At 54.4% G+C, this 14,925-nt stretch carries 14 protein-coding genes; 3 read left to right on the forward strand and 11 right to left on the reverse strand.

All coding sequences use genetic code 11. The features are described 5' to 3' along the window. From V7680_RS12780 to V7680_RS12790, 3 genes are all read right to left on the reverse strand, one after another. Positions 1 to 256: hypothetical protein (locus V7680_RS12780; RefSeq protein WP_335653663.1), on the reverse strand; the 256-nt coding region annotated here is incomplete at its 3' end. Positions 257 to 1,098: 842 nt separating this feature from the next. Then, positions 1,099 to 1,512 carry a hypothetical protein gene (locus V7680_RS12785; RefSeq protein WP_176279457.1) on the reverse strand — a complete coding sequence of 138 codons (414 nt, stop codon included), beginning with the start codon at positions 1,510 to 1,512 and terminating at the stop codon, positions 1,099 to 1,101. Positions 1,513 to 1,522: 10 nt separating this feature from the next. Further along, positions 1,523 to 2,383, reverse strand: a complete 861-nt coding sequence (locus V7680_RS12790) for an alpha/beta fold hydrolase (protein WP_176279458.1) — start codon at positions 2,381 to 2,383, stop codon at positions 1,523 to 1,525. Positions 2,384 to 2,560: 177 nt separating this feature from the next. Between V7680_RS12790 and V7680_RS12795 the strand changes: the two genes are divergently transcribed. Beyond that, positions 2,561 to 3,559 (forward strand): AraC family transcriptional regulator, encoded by a 999-nt coding sequence (locus V7680_RS12795; protein ID WP_176279459.1) that lies wholly within the window; start codon positions 2,561 to 2,563, stop codon positions 3,557 to 3,559. 461 nt (positions 3,560 to 4,020) lie between these two features. Here V7680_RS12795 and V7680_RS12800 read toward each other — a convergent pair whose 3' ends face one another. From V7680_RS12800 to V7680_RS12810, 3 genes are all read right to left on the reverse strand, one after another. Beyond that, positions 4,021 to 7,113 (reverse strand): efflux RND transporter permease subunit, encoded by a 3,093-nt coding sequence (locus V7680_RS12800; RefSeq protein WP_335653664.1) that lies wholly within the window; start codon positions 7,111 to 7,113, stop codon positions 4,021 to 4,023. Next, positions 7,113 to 8,099: an efflux RND transporter periplasmic adaptor subunit gene (locus V7680_RS12805; RefSeq protein ID WP_335653665.1), complete on the reverse strand. Its 987-nt coding sequence runs from the start codon at positions 8,097 to 8,099 to the stop codon at positions 7,113 to 7,115. The genes V7680_RS12800 and V7680_RS12805 overlap by 1 nt, the downstream gene beginning before the upstream one ends. 187 nt (positions 8,100 to 8,286) lie before the next feature. Next, positions 8,287 to 8,928, reverse strand: coding sequence for a TetR/AcrR family transcriptional regulator (locus V7680_RS12810; RefSeq protein ID WP_176279462.1), 642 nt, complete (start codon positions 8,926 to 8,928; stop codon positions 8,287 to 8,289). A 210-nt stretch (positions 8,929 to 9,138) separates the two neighbouring features. On the opposite strand from V7680_RS12810, the gene V7680_RS12815 reads away from it, so the two are divergent. Continuing rightward, positions 9,139 to 10,443, forward strand: coding sequence for an efflux transporter outer membrane subunit (locus tag V7680_RS12815; protein WP_335653666.1), 1,305 nt, complete (start codon positions 9,139 to 9,141; stop codon positions 10,441 to 10,443). 251 nt (positions 10,444 to 10,694) lie between these two features. Here V7680_RS12815 and V7680_RS12820 read toward each other — a convergent pair whose 3' ends face one another. From V7680_RS12820 to V7680_RS12835, 4 genes are all read right to left on the reverse strand, one after another. After that, positions 10,695 to 11,870: an MFS transporter gene (locus V7680_RS12820; protein ID WP_176279464.1), complete on the reverse strand. Its 1,176-nt coding sequence runs from the start codon at positions 11,868 to 11,870 to the stop codon at positions 10,695 to 10,697. Beyond that, positions 11,867 to 12,793: an alpha/beta fold hydrolase gene (locus V7680_RS12825; RefSeq protein WP_335653667.1), complete on the reverse strand. Its 927-nt coding sequence runs from the start codon at positions 12,791 to 12,793 to the stop codon at positions 11,867 to 11,869. The genes V7680_RS12820 and V7680_RS12825 overlap by 4 nt, the downstream gene beginning before the upstream one ends. Further along, positions 12,790 to 13,098, reverse strand: coding sequence for a hypothetical protein (locus V7680_RS12830; protein ID WP_176279466.1), 309 nt, complete (start codon positions 13,096 to 13,098; stop codon positions 12,790 to 12,792). The genes V7680_RS12825 and V7680_RS12830 overlap by 4 nt, the downstream gene beginning before the upstream one ends. A gap of 92 nt (positions 13,099 to 13,190) precedes the next feature. Beyond that, the gene (locus tag V7680_RS12835) at positions 13,191 to 13,919 is read right to left on the reverse strand and encodes an SDR family NAD(P)-dependent oxidoreductase (RefSeq protein WP_176279467.1); all 729 of its coding nucleotides are present in this window, start codon (positions 13,917 to 13,919) and stop codon (positions 13,191 to 13,193) included. 163 nt (positions 13,920 to 14,082) lie between these two features. Between V7680_RS12835 and V7680_RS12840 the strand changes: the two genes are divergently transcribed. Next, positions 14,083 to 14,634 carry a TetR/AcrR family transcriptional regulator gene (locus V7680_RS12840; protein WP_335653668.1) on the forward strand — a complete coding sequence of 184 codons (552 nt, stop codon included), beginning with the start codon at positions 14,083 to 14,085 and terminating at the stop codon, positions 14,632 to 14,634. Positions 14,635 to 14,694: 60 nt separating this feature from the next. Here V7680_RS12840 and V7680_RS12845 read toward each other — a convergent pair. After that, the coding region (locus V7680_RS12845; RefSeq protein ID WP_335653669.1) for a hypothetical protein at positions 14,695 to 14,925 on the reverse strand (231 nt) is incomplete at its 5' end.

The raw sequence follows: 14,925 nt of genomic DNA on the forward strand, positions 1-14,925 counted from the left end.
CATCGAGAATACTCTCAAAGTGCTCTACCACGGTAGGAAAGGGGAAAAAGTAAGACCAAAAATCTGAAACGCCGAAGTTTAACTCATCCCCGTTCTGCAAACCGAGGCTCAACGGCAATGATAGCTTTGGTTGTTCTGGAAACTCCCAGAATACCTCAATCGGAACATCAGACCGAACAGTGTATTGCAAGCCATGGCGCTCGGCGAACCGCTGAAACAAAGCCTCTGCTTCCATTGTGAAATCACGGTGCGCCATGCTTCCCCATAACTCAAAGACTTGCCCCCGCAACAGATATTAGATCGGACCAACTCGAACGTCGGCTATTGGGGCGGAAGCTGCCGTCTCAATCGCGTCGAGGGAACAGTTTGTTTTCACGGCGATGCAAGCCAAAAACCGTTAGTCCGCAATTGAATCAGCTGCGCTTTTTGCGCTCAGAGGTCCGCTTCTGCAGAATTCGTATCCATCCTTAACAGCCCTGCCTGCGCGAAATGGTGGTTTTCCGCTAGATGTCTGTAATGGTGCCCCTGGCCCGACTCGAACGGGCACTCCTTGCGGAACTGCATTTTGAGTGGGACGAGACAACCGTAACATTCTGATAACAAGATATATTTTTTCGGTCAAGCCAAATTTGTGTAAGGTTTTGTGTAAGTGTGTAAGACATGTGTAAGGGAATCCCACTAAAAGTGGGACGCGCCTGAGATGGACAGAGCGTCCTTTGCAGTCCCCTGTTCCACTATTTGAAAGAACGTTGATGTATCGCGATGACGGCGTTTGGGTTTGGCTGATCGTTGCGCCAAAAGCCGACTGACGGCTTTTAGACGATCTCTACCAATCAACCGTTGGCGAATGACCGAAACTGGGGTGGATAGTTGCCATAGCCTATCATTGGCGTCGCGGAGCTTTTGGCGCCGTCTGGAAGATCACAGAACAATACTGGATGCTACCTCCACTTCGCTCATTCGTCACTGAGGCGAGAACTAGATTCTGCCTGAACTACAGCTACAAATTCGTGCCATTGGTGCTGACGTAGGGCAGGCGAAAACGCCGAACAGAATTTAGGCAAACGGAAGCCGGCCCTGAGCGCAATTCTTGACCGCTCAGCGAGCCTTTGCTGGTCCAGCAGATTTCGAACGTACCAAAACACCCAACCCGCCAATAATGGCGATCGGTACCCAAGCGTAAGGCGCTGGCGTGGTCCAGAGTGCTGGATCTCCGAACATGGCCAAGCCAATCCCGAGAACCGCAAAGGCTGCGCTCATAGCGGATGCGATTATCGCGTGCGCAACATGCTCGGGGCGGCGCGCGGCGAGGATGAACATGACCATCATAGCCAGGACAGCGACTGTCCCGACATGCCAGATGAAGTTGTGCATCCACACAACATTCGGGGGAAGGCCAGAGGTCTCAAGCGGTCCCAGCATCACAGGAGCCCCAAGCAATTCGTGTCCGACCGCGCCCAGCAGCGAAAGCGCGGCGGCGAGCAGGTAAAAAGTTCGCGACATCCTGGTCATTCTGTTTCCTTCAAGCCTGCTTTGCAGAATTAGCGGTTGCCTCAACCTCTTCGATAAAATTCAAGACCTTTTCGAGGTAATCCGACGGGTTGTCTTCCCACGCATAATGCGCTGCACCGGGGATGAGAGCAAACCGGCTGTTCGGCAGCAGATCGGCCAGCCGCTGCGAATTGGAGACGGACACAAACGTATCGAACTCACCATGGAGGACTTGTACCGGGGCCTCAATCGTGGCGACATCGCGCTCAAGCGCAGGCGTTTCCTGAGGGTAGCTGCCCAGAAACCCAACCTGCCCGCGCAATTTGGCAAAGCGTGTGGAACCCGCAAGATAGTCCGCTTTTGCCTCCCGCGACGGTTTGCTTAGACGATACCCGATGCTGTTTGCGGCGGCGCAATAGATGCGTCCGCCAATTGGGCCGCCGGCAGAGAGAGTCGCCCACTGCGCCAGGCGCGAATAGACTAACGTGCGAAACAAGAACGAACCCTCCACCTTGCCAACCACGCCAGCATCGCCCACCGTCGCAGACCTTATCCAGCCCGGGTTATCCGCCATAAACCGCATCAAGGTCGGCGTGCCCATATCGGGCGCAACCGCATGCGGGTGTGATAGCTCGAAATGATCGAGGATCTGGCCCAGAAACGCCGCTTGCTCGCTCACGGTCGTCACATGTCGCGCGGGGTCGGAGCCGCCATGGTTGGGCAGGTCCACCGCCACAACGTCAAAACTCTGCGTAAGCCGGTCCCACCAGTTGCGGTAGGTCAGAACGCTCATCGGTTGCGGCGAGGTCAGCAAAAGTTGCGGCTTACCTTCACTTCGGCTGGCCGCGTAGCGGATGGTAATGTCGCCAATCTTGGTTGTCGCAAATTTCATTAGTCCTGTTCCTGCATCGCTACGTTGAAATCAGACTACGCCTGGCCGGGTGCGCAATAAACATGCAGATGCGGTCAAACGCTTGCAGATTGCCTCAATCAACTTGTAGAACTTGCGCTCGTCATGTCTTTACGAGATTGAAAGCGGACAGGTTCGCGAGTTGATGAAGGGACGATTATGCAGGAAACATATCCGCTCGCGCTAGGGCTGAACGCCTGCCTTATGCTCGGGGTCGACCCCGCAGAGATGCTACGGCAGGCCGGTCTTGGCGAACTCGATCCCAAGCAGGCCGCGGCTGGGGTGACGGCCGCGCAATATGTGACCGCGTGGGAAGCGATGGTCCGTCTGGCCGGGCGCGAGGATTTGCCGACTGAGCTGGGCATTGCCATTGCGCGCGGTCCGCTCGTTCCTGTGTTTCTGGCCCTGGATTGTGCGCCAGACCTTGAGCAGGGCCTCCGCCGGATCACCCGGTATAAGCGGCTGATCGGCCCAACCCGAATGCACGTTTTCGGCGATGAAGTGGCATTGACTGTAGAATACGAGAGCAGCGCGCCTGAACTGGAGCTGCCTGCCTCCATGTCGGCGCTTTATCTTGCATTTGTTGTCGAAAAAGCGCGGCTGATGACTGCGCGAACCGTGGTCCCGGAAGCGGCCACGCTCAAGGCTCCCGAAGGAGTGCGCCGTATACTTGCCCGGCATCTCGGCGTGATACCAAAATACGGTGAAAAGGCGGTGCTGAGCTTTTCGCGTGCCGATGCAACCGCGCCATTCCTGTCCGAGGCTCAAGGGCTGTGGCAGGCGATGGAACAGGATCTGGAGCGCCAACTCGCCGCCCAGGCCCGCACAAGCGACATGACCTCGAAGGTCGTCAGCGCGCTCGTTGCGCATCTCCCCTTGGGACACGCCGACGTGGTCACGGTGTGCGCAGAACTGGGAGTCAGTCGCAGCACGCTCCAGCGGCGTCTTAACGACGAAGCGACGACGTTCCAGAAGGTCCTCGATACGACCCGCAAAGACCTTGCACTGCGATACTTGACCAAGAGCACGCTCGCGAACGAAGAAATCTCCTACTTGCTGGCTTACAGCGATCCCAACAGCTTCTTCAGAAGCTTTCGCCGTTGGACCGGATCGTCGCCGAGCGAAGTCAGAAAACCGCCGGGCGAGGTCGCCCAATAGTGAGGATGGTGAGGTAAGCCGTATTTGCACGAACAATCGCCGCAAATGCAAAAGGCGACTATGTCTGGATGGCGGACTTCGCCTAGTCGAACATTTAGAAAATACAGCGAAAGTCTGCAAATGGGTCGGAAGCCGAATGGCAGCTTTCCGCCGTTTGACAACTGGAACCGGACAGTCAGCATACGGCCCAACAGCTTTCATACAGATATGATTTAATGAATGACTGCTATCCACCCTGTTTACGACATGCCATCAAAAAACAGCAAAATAAAGCGGCCTGTCGGCAATCGCCCCAATTCCAGTCATTCCTGAAAGCTCATCGTGATATCCGTTCTGGGCGCGAAAAGCTGACATTGAGCAAGCAAGCCCACCTTTAAGTGCAGTCGTTTATTAGAGTGATGCCAACAAATCAGCTTTAAACACATCGGTGTCATACACTTGAGTATCGAGCGAGCTAACGGTTACGGCTCCATCACCCGATCACGACGCCTAAACAAGGGCTCGCTAGCCAGTCCAAAGAAGACGGCGTAGATGGCCGGGACAACGAACAGGGTCAGCACCGTTCCGACAATGGTGCCGCCAATTAGAACCATGGCTAGCGGCCCCCAGAAGCTGGAAATAGTCAATGGCCCAAAGGCAAGAACGGCGGCGAGCGCAGTCAGCAATACCGGGCGTGAGCGTCTTACCGTTGCTTCAATGACCGCTTCACTTTCCGACAGTCCGCGCTCTTTTTCTATTCCAATCTGATCAACAAGAATAAGCGTGTTGCGCATCAATATGCCAGCGAGACCGATCAGGCCCAAAATTGCGTTAAATCCAAACGGCGCTCCAGTCACCACAAGGGCAATGACTGCTCCGATCAGCCCAAGCGGTGCAGTGATAAATGTCAATGCCATAAGCTTGAACGATCGCACTTGGAGTATGATGATAACCAGCATAACCAGAATCATGATCGGGAATATCGGTGCGAGCGCGGCACCAGCTTTGGCACTCTGCTCTATGCCGCCACCGGTTTCGATTTTATAGCCAGCTGGAAGCGATTTCTTGATTTCGTTCAGGTCAGGGAGAATCGCTGCTGACACATCGGGTGGCTGCAAGCGGGGATTAATATCGGCCCGTACGGAAAATGTCGGTTCGCGGTCTCGCGTGATGATCAGCGGTTCTTCATATTCAATCTCGATCGTTGCTACTTGACCAACGGTTACTGGATTGCCGCTTGCATTGCGGATTGTCAGGCCAGCGAGCTGCGACGGATCCCGTCTCGCGCTCTCGGTCGCGCGGATTACAACATTGCTGGTTTTGTCTCCGCGCCTAATCTGGGTAACGGGTACACCTGAGACCAGGGCTGCAACTTGCCGGCTGACATCAGCGGGTGTGAGGCCCAGCAACCGCAAACGATCTTGGTCGAAATTCAGTCGCATGATGGGGGCTGTGTTTCCCCAATCGAGATGAACATCATGTGTTTGCGGGCTGGCCGCGACAATCGCACGGACCTCATCGGCATATTTCTTGGTAAGATCGATATCCGGCCCGCTGACGCGAAACACTACGGGATAGGGTACCGGCGGTCCGAATAGCAGCTGGGTGACACGCACGCGAGCCGCCGGAAAACGACCATTTATCACGGCTTTTTCAATAATTCTCTTCAGGCCATCACGCGCGTCGACATCTTCTGTTTGGATAACCAGCTTGCCGAAAGATGGATCCGGAGATTCAGGGTTCAATGATAGGAAGAACCGTGGCGCGCCAGCACCAGTAAAACTCTCGACCCGCTCTACTCCAGGTTGCTTTTGAATAAATTTTGTTATGTCTTCGACGTTCGTTTCGGTGACATTAAAGCTCGTGCCCTTGGGCATCGATACTTCGACCAGTACCTCGGTCCGGTCAGAGCTTGGAAAAAATTGTTTGGGGATAACCACCGCGAGCAGCACCCCGGCGATCAACATCGCAGCAACTGTTACCGCGCTAATTAGCGGCGCTCGCCTAACACTGGCGGTTACCCACTCGCGCAGACGCTCGTAACGAGGTGTCGAATAAATTGCATCATGCCCGCCTTCGACCTTGGGGATATCGGGCAGCATTTTGACGCCGAGATAGGGCGTGAAATAAACTGCAACCACCCAGCTGGCTAGAAGAGCGAACGCTACGATCCAGAAAATATTGCCGGCATATTCACCAGCGGAGGACTGAGCAAAGCCGACTGGGAGAAATCCGGCAATTGTCACCAGAGTTCCACTGAGCATCGGTGCTGCAGTTGCATGCCAGGCAAAGGTGGCCGATTTTATGCGATCCATACCTTCCGACATTTTGACGACCATCATTTCAATGGCGATGATGGCGTCATCAACCAGCAAACCCAGCGACAGGATCAGAGCACCGAGCGTGATCCGGTCAAAATCCCGGCCGGTCACGAGCATGATCACAAATACGACGGCCAGCGTTAGCGGCACAGCGCAGGCCACGACCACGCCGACACGCCACCCTAAGGTCAGTAGACTGATTGCCATGATAACTGCGAGGGCAATGGCAAATTTCACCATGAACTCGCCATAAGCAGATTGGATATTTTTCGCCTGGTCGGCAATCTGTGTCAGCTCCAGACCGAGCGGCAGATTCGCTTTAATTTCCTCGGCCTCGTTTTTGAGCGTTTCACCCAGATCCAGTCCGTTAAAGCGGGGCTCCATAACAATTCCGACCAGAACAGCCGGCTTGCCTTCATGGCGAACGGCATAGGATGGCGGATCAGCATAGCCATAACGAAGCTCGGCAATATCGCCGATGGTAATCGTTCTGCCATTTGCAGAAACCGGTACCCGTCGAAGTGCATCCAGCTCGTCTGGAACGCCCGATCCACGAACTACTATAGTGGGCCCTGATGTCTGGAAGCTGCCGACTGGGACAACGTCATTCTGCTGTGCCAGACTATCTATTACTGCCTGCAGGGATATACCTAATGTTGCAATCCGCTCTGGCGCGATATCGACAAAGATATTTTGGGGTTCTTCGCCGATGATAACTGCCTTTTGTACACCGGGAAGTCCGAGCATTCGGCTGCGAATGCGTTCGGCTTCGATGACCAGATTGCGATTGACTACGTCTTTGCCGGTGATCGCAAATAACGCAAAATAGACATCGGAAAATTCATCATTGAAGAAAGGACCGATAACGCCATTCGGTAAGTTAGCGGCCTCATCAGAAAGTTTCTTTCGCGTCTGATACCATTGTTCCTGCACCTGTCCGGGTGGAGTGATGTCACGCAGTTCGAGCTGTAGTGTCAGAAAGCCGGGGCGTATCGTTGCCGTAACATGATCAAACCAACGCAGCTCCTGCATCCGCTTTTCAAGAGGATCCGCGACCAGTTCCTGCATCTCCTTGGTGGTTGCTCCCGGCCAGGCCACAGAGACCGCCATAGCTTTCACCGTAAAGCTGGGATCTTCAGCGCGGCCAAGCTTGAGAAACGCAAATATGCCAGCGGAGACAATCGCAATGATCAGGAATAGAGTGATCGCTCGTTCACGTACACCGATAGCAGAGAGGTTGAAACGGTCTTCCACTAGCGAGCGGCGACTTTGTCCGTAGTCTTGCGACGCGGCTTAGCAGCAACCCTGACCGCCTGACCCGATTGCAAAAGATGTGCGCCCATGGACACGATACGTTCGCCCTTGCGCAGCCCGCTGACTGCTGCATTTTCGCCATCAAGGAACGTTATGCTGACTTTTCTCCAAACAACTTTGCCATCCTTTTTGATAATCCAAACACCCGGACTGTCGTCTCGCTCAGCTACGGCGCTAATCGGAACATTATGGACTTTTTCGTTCGAAGTTCCGGAAAATTGCAGCGTGACCGTTGCCCCAAGTGACGGCTGAGCATCGATGATCCGGTACCGGGCTTGATATGTTCTGGTTGCCGGATCGGCAGCAGCCGATAATTCTCTCAGAGCAACCGAAAATTCACCGCCGCCATAAAGAGAACCGGTAGCATTGGCCGGAAGTTTGTCGCGATTTTGTTCCGGAATATCGACAATAACCTCACGCGGCCCGGATTGAGCAAAGCGAACGACGGGCGACCCAGCAGCAACCACCTGTCCACGATCCGCCAGGACATCAGTAATTATTCCTGAAGCAGGTGCATAGAGATTTGCATAGCCGCGTCTGTTGCCTTGTAAGCGGGCGTTCGATCTTGCCGCAGATGCATCCGCTTGCGCTGCTCTCAGCCGCGCCTGTGCCGCGAGATTGCCCTCGACAGCTGCATCATAGTCCCGCTGGGCAATGGCACCAGCTTCTGCGAGGCCGCGTAGCCGAATCTCATCGGCGGCAGCTCGCTGGGCGGTCGCGCGCGCGGCGTCCACCGATCGGCTAGCCGCTGTTGCCTGAGACTGAGATGCCTGCATCGTGGCGCTAAGGTCAGCAGCATCAATGCGTGCAATCAACTGGCCGGATTTAACTCGTTCACCGTTCTCGACACGGCGTTCGATAATTCGACCGCCCTCGCGAAATGACAAAACCGATTCGACTCGCGCTGCAACTGTCCCTGTCAGCACATTTCCCGCTGTATCACCATTTGCGCCGGTGACATTGAAAGCCCGAACCAAAGGAGCAGTTTCTGTTGTCGTTTCGCCTCCCGAACAGGAAACCAAAAAGGACATAAAGAGGGGGAGAAAAAATATCTTGTGCACGATCGGTCCTCGCTGTGAACCTTATCGGACTTAATCGGAGGTTACGTTTCAGTCAATCTGTAACTTCGATAGTTTTTCTGGCGGTAAGTGCGCGTAAGCAAAATCGGGCGATCAATTGCGCCTGATTTTCTAGGTCCATATCCATGGATTGCTCGAGTAGTCGAGGATCTGCATATGGACGAAGCGCCCAGAATACCGCTTCGACGACTTCTTCAAATTCAAGGTCAGGGTCAAATTCTCCAGAATCCATGCCGTCCCGGACGATATACTCCACAACGTCCTTGATTCTTTTCTTGTGCGCGGCAATCGAGGGCCAATCTTGCGTGATGCTTCTGGCAACTAGGTTGAGGAGTTTTCGATCAGCGAAAAACATACCCATACTCTCTTTGAGGGTCACTCGAAAAAGATCTCTAATTCTCTGGGATGCTAACGTCTTTGAACGTGCTACTGCCCATATCGCATCGGTGATTTCTTCAAGCGCTCGTCCGCAAACCGCGGACCCTATGGCATCTTTTGATTGGAAAAATTTATAGAGATATGTCGGCGCAACTTCCAGTTCTGCAGCTATCTTTGCAACGCTCGTCTCAGCAAAACCCTCATTGCGAAACATGGTGTGCGCCAAGGCGACTATCCGTTCACGCATGACGTGCTCGGCGGGACCCCGCTGGCCAGGCATGTGTTGTAATTCAGACATGATCCGCACTTTAGTTCGTACAAACCAGAAGGCAAGAGTATTGCAATCCGGTAACGAATTGTCTATTTCGTCACCAAGGAGTGTTAAACCTTCATGATCCCATATTCACTATCACTGATTCTTGCATCGTCGGCGGCTAGCATCACGCCGGCCGACTTGCCCGTGGTGCCGATTGCATCCGAATTTACAAATTTGGAAAGCAGACGACCAGTGGCCGCACCAGAGTCGCGCTGGTGGCAGTCTTTCAACGATCCATATCTCAATACTTTGATTGAGCAGGCTTTGCAGCAATCATTTGATATTGCAGAGGCCGCAGCGCGTCTTGATCGAGCGAGGGCTGGCATCAGATTCGCCGCCGGAGCGAAATTACCTGCGATTGCAGCATCTGCCGATGCCGCCGCCGTTCGCCTGTCAAAGGAAGATCCGGAATTCCAGTCGGTGAGCAATTTGCCGGGGTTTGAACGCAATGTTGATCGCTATTCTGTTTCTATTGGCGCGTCTTGGGAGCTTGATCTTTTCGGTCGGTTGGGCGATCGCGAGAAGGCAGCGGTCGCCGACACCGCTTCGGCCAGCTGGAAACTGGAAGCGGCAAAGCTCACGGTAACGACAGAAATCGCTCAGCGCTATATAACACTGCGTTTGCTGCAACAACGGAATATCGTTGCTGAGCGGCGAGCTTTTACCCTTTCCGAGCAGGCGCGCTTATCAGCGATGCGGGTAGAGCGCGGCGTATCTCCCGCAATCGAAAGGGATCGCCTCATTGCCGAAGCTCGAATCGCACGCTCTTCGGTACCGCCGCTTTTGGCTGCAATTGAAGATCAAATGGCCCGGATAGATGTGCTTGTGGGAAGGACCGTTGGTACTTCCCGTGAAGAATTGGGCGAAGCCCAGGCTTTGCCGACGGCTGGCGTTATCGACCTTGCCCTTGCACCAGCCGACCTACTCAACCGGCGTCCAGATATTCTGGCCGCACTGGCGAGCCTGGCAGCTCAAGACGCCCGTGTCGCCGGAGCCCATGCCGATCGTTTGCCGCGCTTCAATCTAGCTGGCCTGATCGGAACGATAGCAGGTGCCATCAATCCGCTTTTCGGTTCCGCTGCGCTTAATCTGCAGGGATCTGCTGGTATTAACTATACGGCTTTTGATGGAGGTCGCTCGCGAGCAAATCTTGATGTGGCGCGTGCTGATGTTGCGAGCGCAAGCGCGATTTACCAGCGAACCGTGCTTAGCGCGATTGCGGATGTTGAAGCAGCGGCCTCGGCCCGCGCGAGTGCAGAAAGACGTGCTCGGGATTTAACCGAAGCAGAAACGCTGCTAAGCAATTCCCTTGTGTCGTTACAATTGGCCCAGTCTCAAGGGGCAGCGTCGCTGTCGGACGTGCTCGACGTAGACCGGCGCTTGCAAGAATCGCGCGATACACTTGTTGTCGCACAGGCGGACAAACTGCTTGCGTCTATAGCCCTCGTTCAGGCTCTCGGCGGCGGAGCATCTGATGGTTACAAACAGACCAAATAGACATCGCGCTTGTTGAGATAAATGATCGCCATCTTGTTAAAAACAAAGATGAAAATAAAGCGTGCGCTTTATCGATGATGCGGTCGAGCCCAATTGGCTCGATCCAATGTCGGCGATGGGTGTAGAAGACGACATCAAAGTTTGCCGACACTACATTAAACTGGGGGCAACTGAATAATTGGACGCCAGCAAGTATCTCAAAGGAAGCCGTTTGCAGCCGGATTGCAGGTTCAGCGCTGGATAACTCAAGGCTATTTTGGAGATGTTCGTGCCGGACGACCCAATTCTCGTCCCAACCGGGAAATTAGCAACAACCCCAATGCAGCCGCCCCGGTGCCCGCGAGCCCTGTCCATGCCAGACTGCTAACCGCTGTGACCCCTCCGCCAAGCGATGCACCAATGCCCTGACCAAAATAGAGCATGGAACCATTGAGGGCGAATGCAATGGTCACCGCCGAACCGGCTGACTTTGCAATATTGGTCTGGATAATCGGCGACGTCGCAAATAGTGCACCTGCTCCCCCGGTCATAGCGACAAGTAAAATCGGCAAGGCAAATGTCCCCAAATCACTGACCATCAGGATGGTGAAGAGCAACTGGGTCACGGCAGTTGTGCATAGCAACATGGCAAGTGCCCGCTTGACTGGCAAACGCGCGAGCCATGCACCGAGCGGCAAGCCAAAAAGACTGCCCACACCAGTCGCAACCTGGACTGCACCAATAGCGGCACCTTCCAGACCGGTAGCTTTGGTGATCACCGGCCCGAGAAAACTCACCGTCGCAAAGGTGGCAGCGAAGGACAGCAGGGTGATCCCCATGAAGATCGGGTTATCACCGCGCAGGGCCGATCCGAAATTCTCGTCTCCCATTTGCGGCACATGCACATGCTTCGGCGCTGCGACGGCTATAATCAGAAGCGCCAACACGGACAGCCCTGATGCCAACCAGAAGGCGGCGCGCCAGCCATATGCATCGCCAAGCACACTGCCCAGAGGCATGCCGACAAGAAAAGCCAGCGTATATCCGGCCAGCACCGTCGCGATCGCCTGGGGACGATTGATCTCCGACACCATATTCACGGCGAGTGTAGTCGCTAGGGGAAGGGTGAGAGCAGCAAAAAGACCGCCAGCAAACCTGATCCCAGCAATCAAACCAAATGTGGGAGCAATGGCAGATGCCATATTCATGACCGTCAATATGGCCATGATAATGAGCAATAAACGCTTGCGGTCAAACCCGGTGGTCAGCCGGGCAAGGATCGGACCGCCAATTCCGCATGCCACGGCAAATACCGTCTGAAGCTGACCAACAGTCGGGACTCCAACGCCCAAGTCGATGGACATAGGTGTTATCAGACCGACATATACAAACGCGCTCGTGCCAAATGCAAAAGGCGCGAAAACCAAGCTGATCAGGCGCAGGTTCATGATGCAACAGGCCCGGATATCTGTTGGATAAAAGCGAGCAGCAGCGGAATCACAATTTCATGCGCATCTTCCTGAACATAATGACCCGCATCCTCGACGCGCGTAACATCGGCGTGCGGAAAATCACGCAGCCACATGCCCTCCAACGTTTCGATTGCAAAGGCCACATCCTTCATCGGCCAGACAATCTTAACCGGTTTGTCCGCAAAAGCCTTTGCCAGCTTTGCCCCTTCATGCGCGACGAAATCGCTGACCGGCCCTGTCGGTCCAGAGGGTATCTGACGAGGAAATGCGAGAACCCCGGCGCGTGAAGACCAAGTTGGGTGGGGTGCAAGATAGGCCGCCTTGTCGGTTGCGGTCAGACGCGACGGGTCGCTCAGCCCGGCGTTGAAAAGGAAACCGCGCACAAAAGCATGGGCGCCTTTTACGATCAGATCGCCGAGCAACGGCGCCTGAAAAGCGCGGATGATGCGCGGCAGAGGAACTTTCTTCAGTGGCCGCGTAAAAAAGGTGTTCAGGACAAATAGCCCAGCGACACGGTCCGGATGCCGCGCAGCAAATGTCAATCCAATCGGCCCGCCCCAATCCTGTACAATCATGACCGCATTTCGGATATCGAGCGCTGCCAGCAGAGCCTCGCACCGGCCCGCATGTTTGGAAATTGAATAGATGCCTTCACTGGTCGGCTTGTCGGAACGGCCAAAGCCCAGATGATCCATCACGATCGCGCGGTTACCTTGTGCAACAACCGCCTTGATAAACCTCCGGTACAGATATCCCCAGGTCGGGTTGCCGTGCACCATGATTATCGGACGGCCATCTTTCGGGCCTTCGTCGATATAATGCATTTTTCCGTCCGGCGTATCAAACCATTTGGGCTCAAAGGGCCATTCGCCACCAAAGGTCCAGTCGGTCTTGTTCATGCCGTTTTCCTTGCTGCGGCCAGACCAGCGAACCCGAATATCGCAACCAATGTCCACGGGTAGGGCGCAGGGGTCGTCCAGATGACGCTATTGCCAAATAGTGCCAGGCCAATCGCAAGTGCTGCAAAGCCCGCGCTGATCGCTGTCGCAAATACCGCAAGGATCAGATGCTCGCGTTTTCTGGCCGCCATTGCGAACATGATGGTCATCGCGATCACGGCTACCGATCCGACATGCCACGAAAAATGGTGGAGCCAGACAATATTCTGCGGAATATCGGAGTTATCAAGCGGTTCCAGAACCATTGGAGCGCCTAATATTTCATGTGCAAGCAGTCCGAGAAGACAGAGCGCAGCGGCTATGGAAAACAGCGATTTCGGAAGCTTTGGCATCAACGCTACCAGGTTTCACTAAACGGACGCAGGTCGAGTTCGTGTGTCCAGGCGGAGCGTTGCTGAGCGTGGATTGTCCAATAGGCGTCAGCGATAGCATCGGGATCAAGCGCGCCATCTGGCCCCAGATTATCCAGATAATCACCGAAATTGGTTTGCGCCCGATCACCGTTGACCACACCGTCGATGATGATGTGGGCAACATGAACACCCTTGGGGCCATATTCCCGCGCCAGCGACTGAGCCAGATTGCGCAGCGCCGCTTTGGCCGCAGCAAAATGACCAAACATCGGCTTGCCGCGCAGCGAAGCGGACGCGCCGGTAAACAACATGCTGCCTTCTCCTTGCGCTTCCAGAATTGGCATGGCTCGCTTGGCCGTTAGAAAACCGCCATAGCATCCAACACGCCAGTAAAACTCAAACTGCTCTGGCGAGAGGTCAGCGAACGGGATCGGCATATTATTGCCTGCGTTATAGATAACGGCGGCAAGCGCGCCCTCCCGTTCTCCCGCCTTGCTAAACAATGCATCCAGATCATCTTCTGATGTGACATCGGCTTCGATCGCTTCGGCTGAGCCGCCAGATGCGGTAATTTGAGCTGCGGTTTGTTCGACTTTTTCAAGTGTCCGTCCTGAAACGAAAACATGCAGATCCTCACGCGCAAATCGCCGCGCCAGGGCACCGCCCACGCCTTCGGGAAGCCCCGCGCCCAGAATAATGACTTTGTCTTGCATCTTGGTACCTCATTGGCTTTCTGGTTCAGGTGACCGCCCAGCTAAAGCGCGGTTTTTCGTTGCTGATCTGACCAGAGACTGTATAAGAACGATCATTCTATAACTGAGGTCACAAATGCCACGCCCACGACTGGAGTCAAGAGAAAAGCTGCTGCCGAATGCGATGATGCTGTTCTGGAAGAATGGCTATCACGCGACGTCGATTGATGATCTTGTCAAGGCAACGGCAGTGGCGCGCGGCGGCATTTATGCTGATTTTGGCGGTAAGGCCGAGATGTTCGAGGCTTGTCTCGATCTATATCGACAGGAAGTCGCCGCTCCTGCGATTGCCATCTTGAATTCGGAACATGCTGGGCTGGATGCGATTGAAGGCTATTTCTATCATTTCATTGATATGCACCGACGCCATGGTTTGCCCGGTCCCGGCTGCTTTATAGCCAATAGCATGACCGAAATTGCGCCGCATGAAGATGCCATTCGGACCGCCGTTAACGCACATAGCAAGGACCTCCATGCGGCATTTTTGGGGGCACTCAGTCACGCTGGAAGCCGATCTAATGCTAACTTGTCTCAAGCGACGCTCAATGAACTTGCTCTGTTTCTAGTCACATCCAGTCAGGGCCTTTGGTCTTATGCACGATCAGTAACCGATATCTCACTGCTAGAGAGTTATGTACGCTCTCTCATGGGCCTGCTCCACAGTCGATTTTCATAGGATATGTTGGTATCTGCTATCGGGAAGTGAAGCTGCCATTTGGAACTAGCTTTCCCTACGTCAGCTAATCACCCATTTGCGGTCAATATGGTGTAATCGCAGCGAGCTCAGGCAATGGCCGCTTTTAGCAACAAGCATTTTCCTTCGGAACGGCGGAAATTGGGCGCAAAGCAGAAGTAAAGTTTGATTAGCATTGACGGCGGCTACTGGGGCGGAAGCGGAATGTCTGCTTGTTCCGTCAAAGGCTGGATAATATCTCTCGGGAGATTGCGGAATACCAGCAACCATAGT

Source organism: Parasphingorhabdus sp., assembly GCF_036963705.1.
GTDB lineage: Bacteria > Pseudomonadota > Alphaproteobacteria > Sphingomonadales > Sphingomonadaceae > Parasphingorhabdus.

Bases quoted from the DNA above. Each gene is read 5' to 3' on its own strand.
- V7680_RS12785 (WP_176279457.1), bottom strand. From the start codon at position 1,512: ATGACCAGGATGTCGCGAACTTTTTACCTGCTCGCCGCCGCGCTTTCG.
- V7680_RS12790 (WP_176279458.1), bottom strand. From the start codon at position 2,383: ATGAAATTTGCGACAACCAAGATTGGCGACATTACCATCCGCTACGCG.
- V7680_RS12795 (WP_176279459.1), top strand. From the start codon at position 2,561: ATGCAGGAAACATATCCGCTCGCGCTAGGGCTGAACGCCTGCCTTATG.
- V7680_RS12810 (WP_176279462.1), bottom strand. From the start codon at position 8,928: ATGTCTGAATTACAACACATGCCTGGCCAGCGGGGTCCCGCCGAGCAC.
- V7680_RS12820 (WP_176279464.1), bottom strand. From the start codon at position 11,870: ATGAACCTGCGCCTGATCAGCTTGGTTTTCGCGCCTTTTGCATTTGGC.
- V7680_RS12825 (WP_335653667.1), bottom strand. From the start codon at position 12,793: ATGAACAAGACCGACTGGACCTTTGGTGGCGAATGGCCCTTTGAGCCC.
- V7680_RS12830 (WP_176279466.1), bottom strand. From the start codon at position 13,098: ATGGTTCTGGAACCGCTTGATAACTCCGATATTCCGCAGAATATTGTC.
- V7680_RS12835 (WP_176279467.1), bottom strand. From the start codon at position 13,919: ATGCAAGACAAAGTCATTATTCTGGGCGCGGGGCTTCCCGAAGGCGTG.
- V7680_RS12840 (WP_335653668.1), top strand. From the start codon at position 14,083: ATGATGCTGTTCTGGAAGAATGGCTATCACGCGACGTCGATTGATGAT.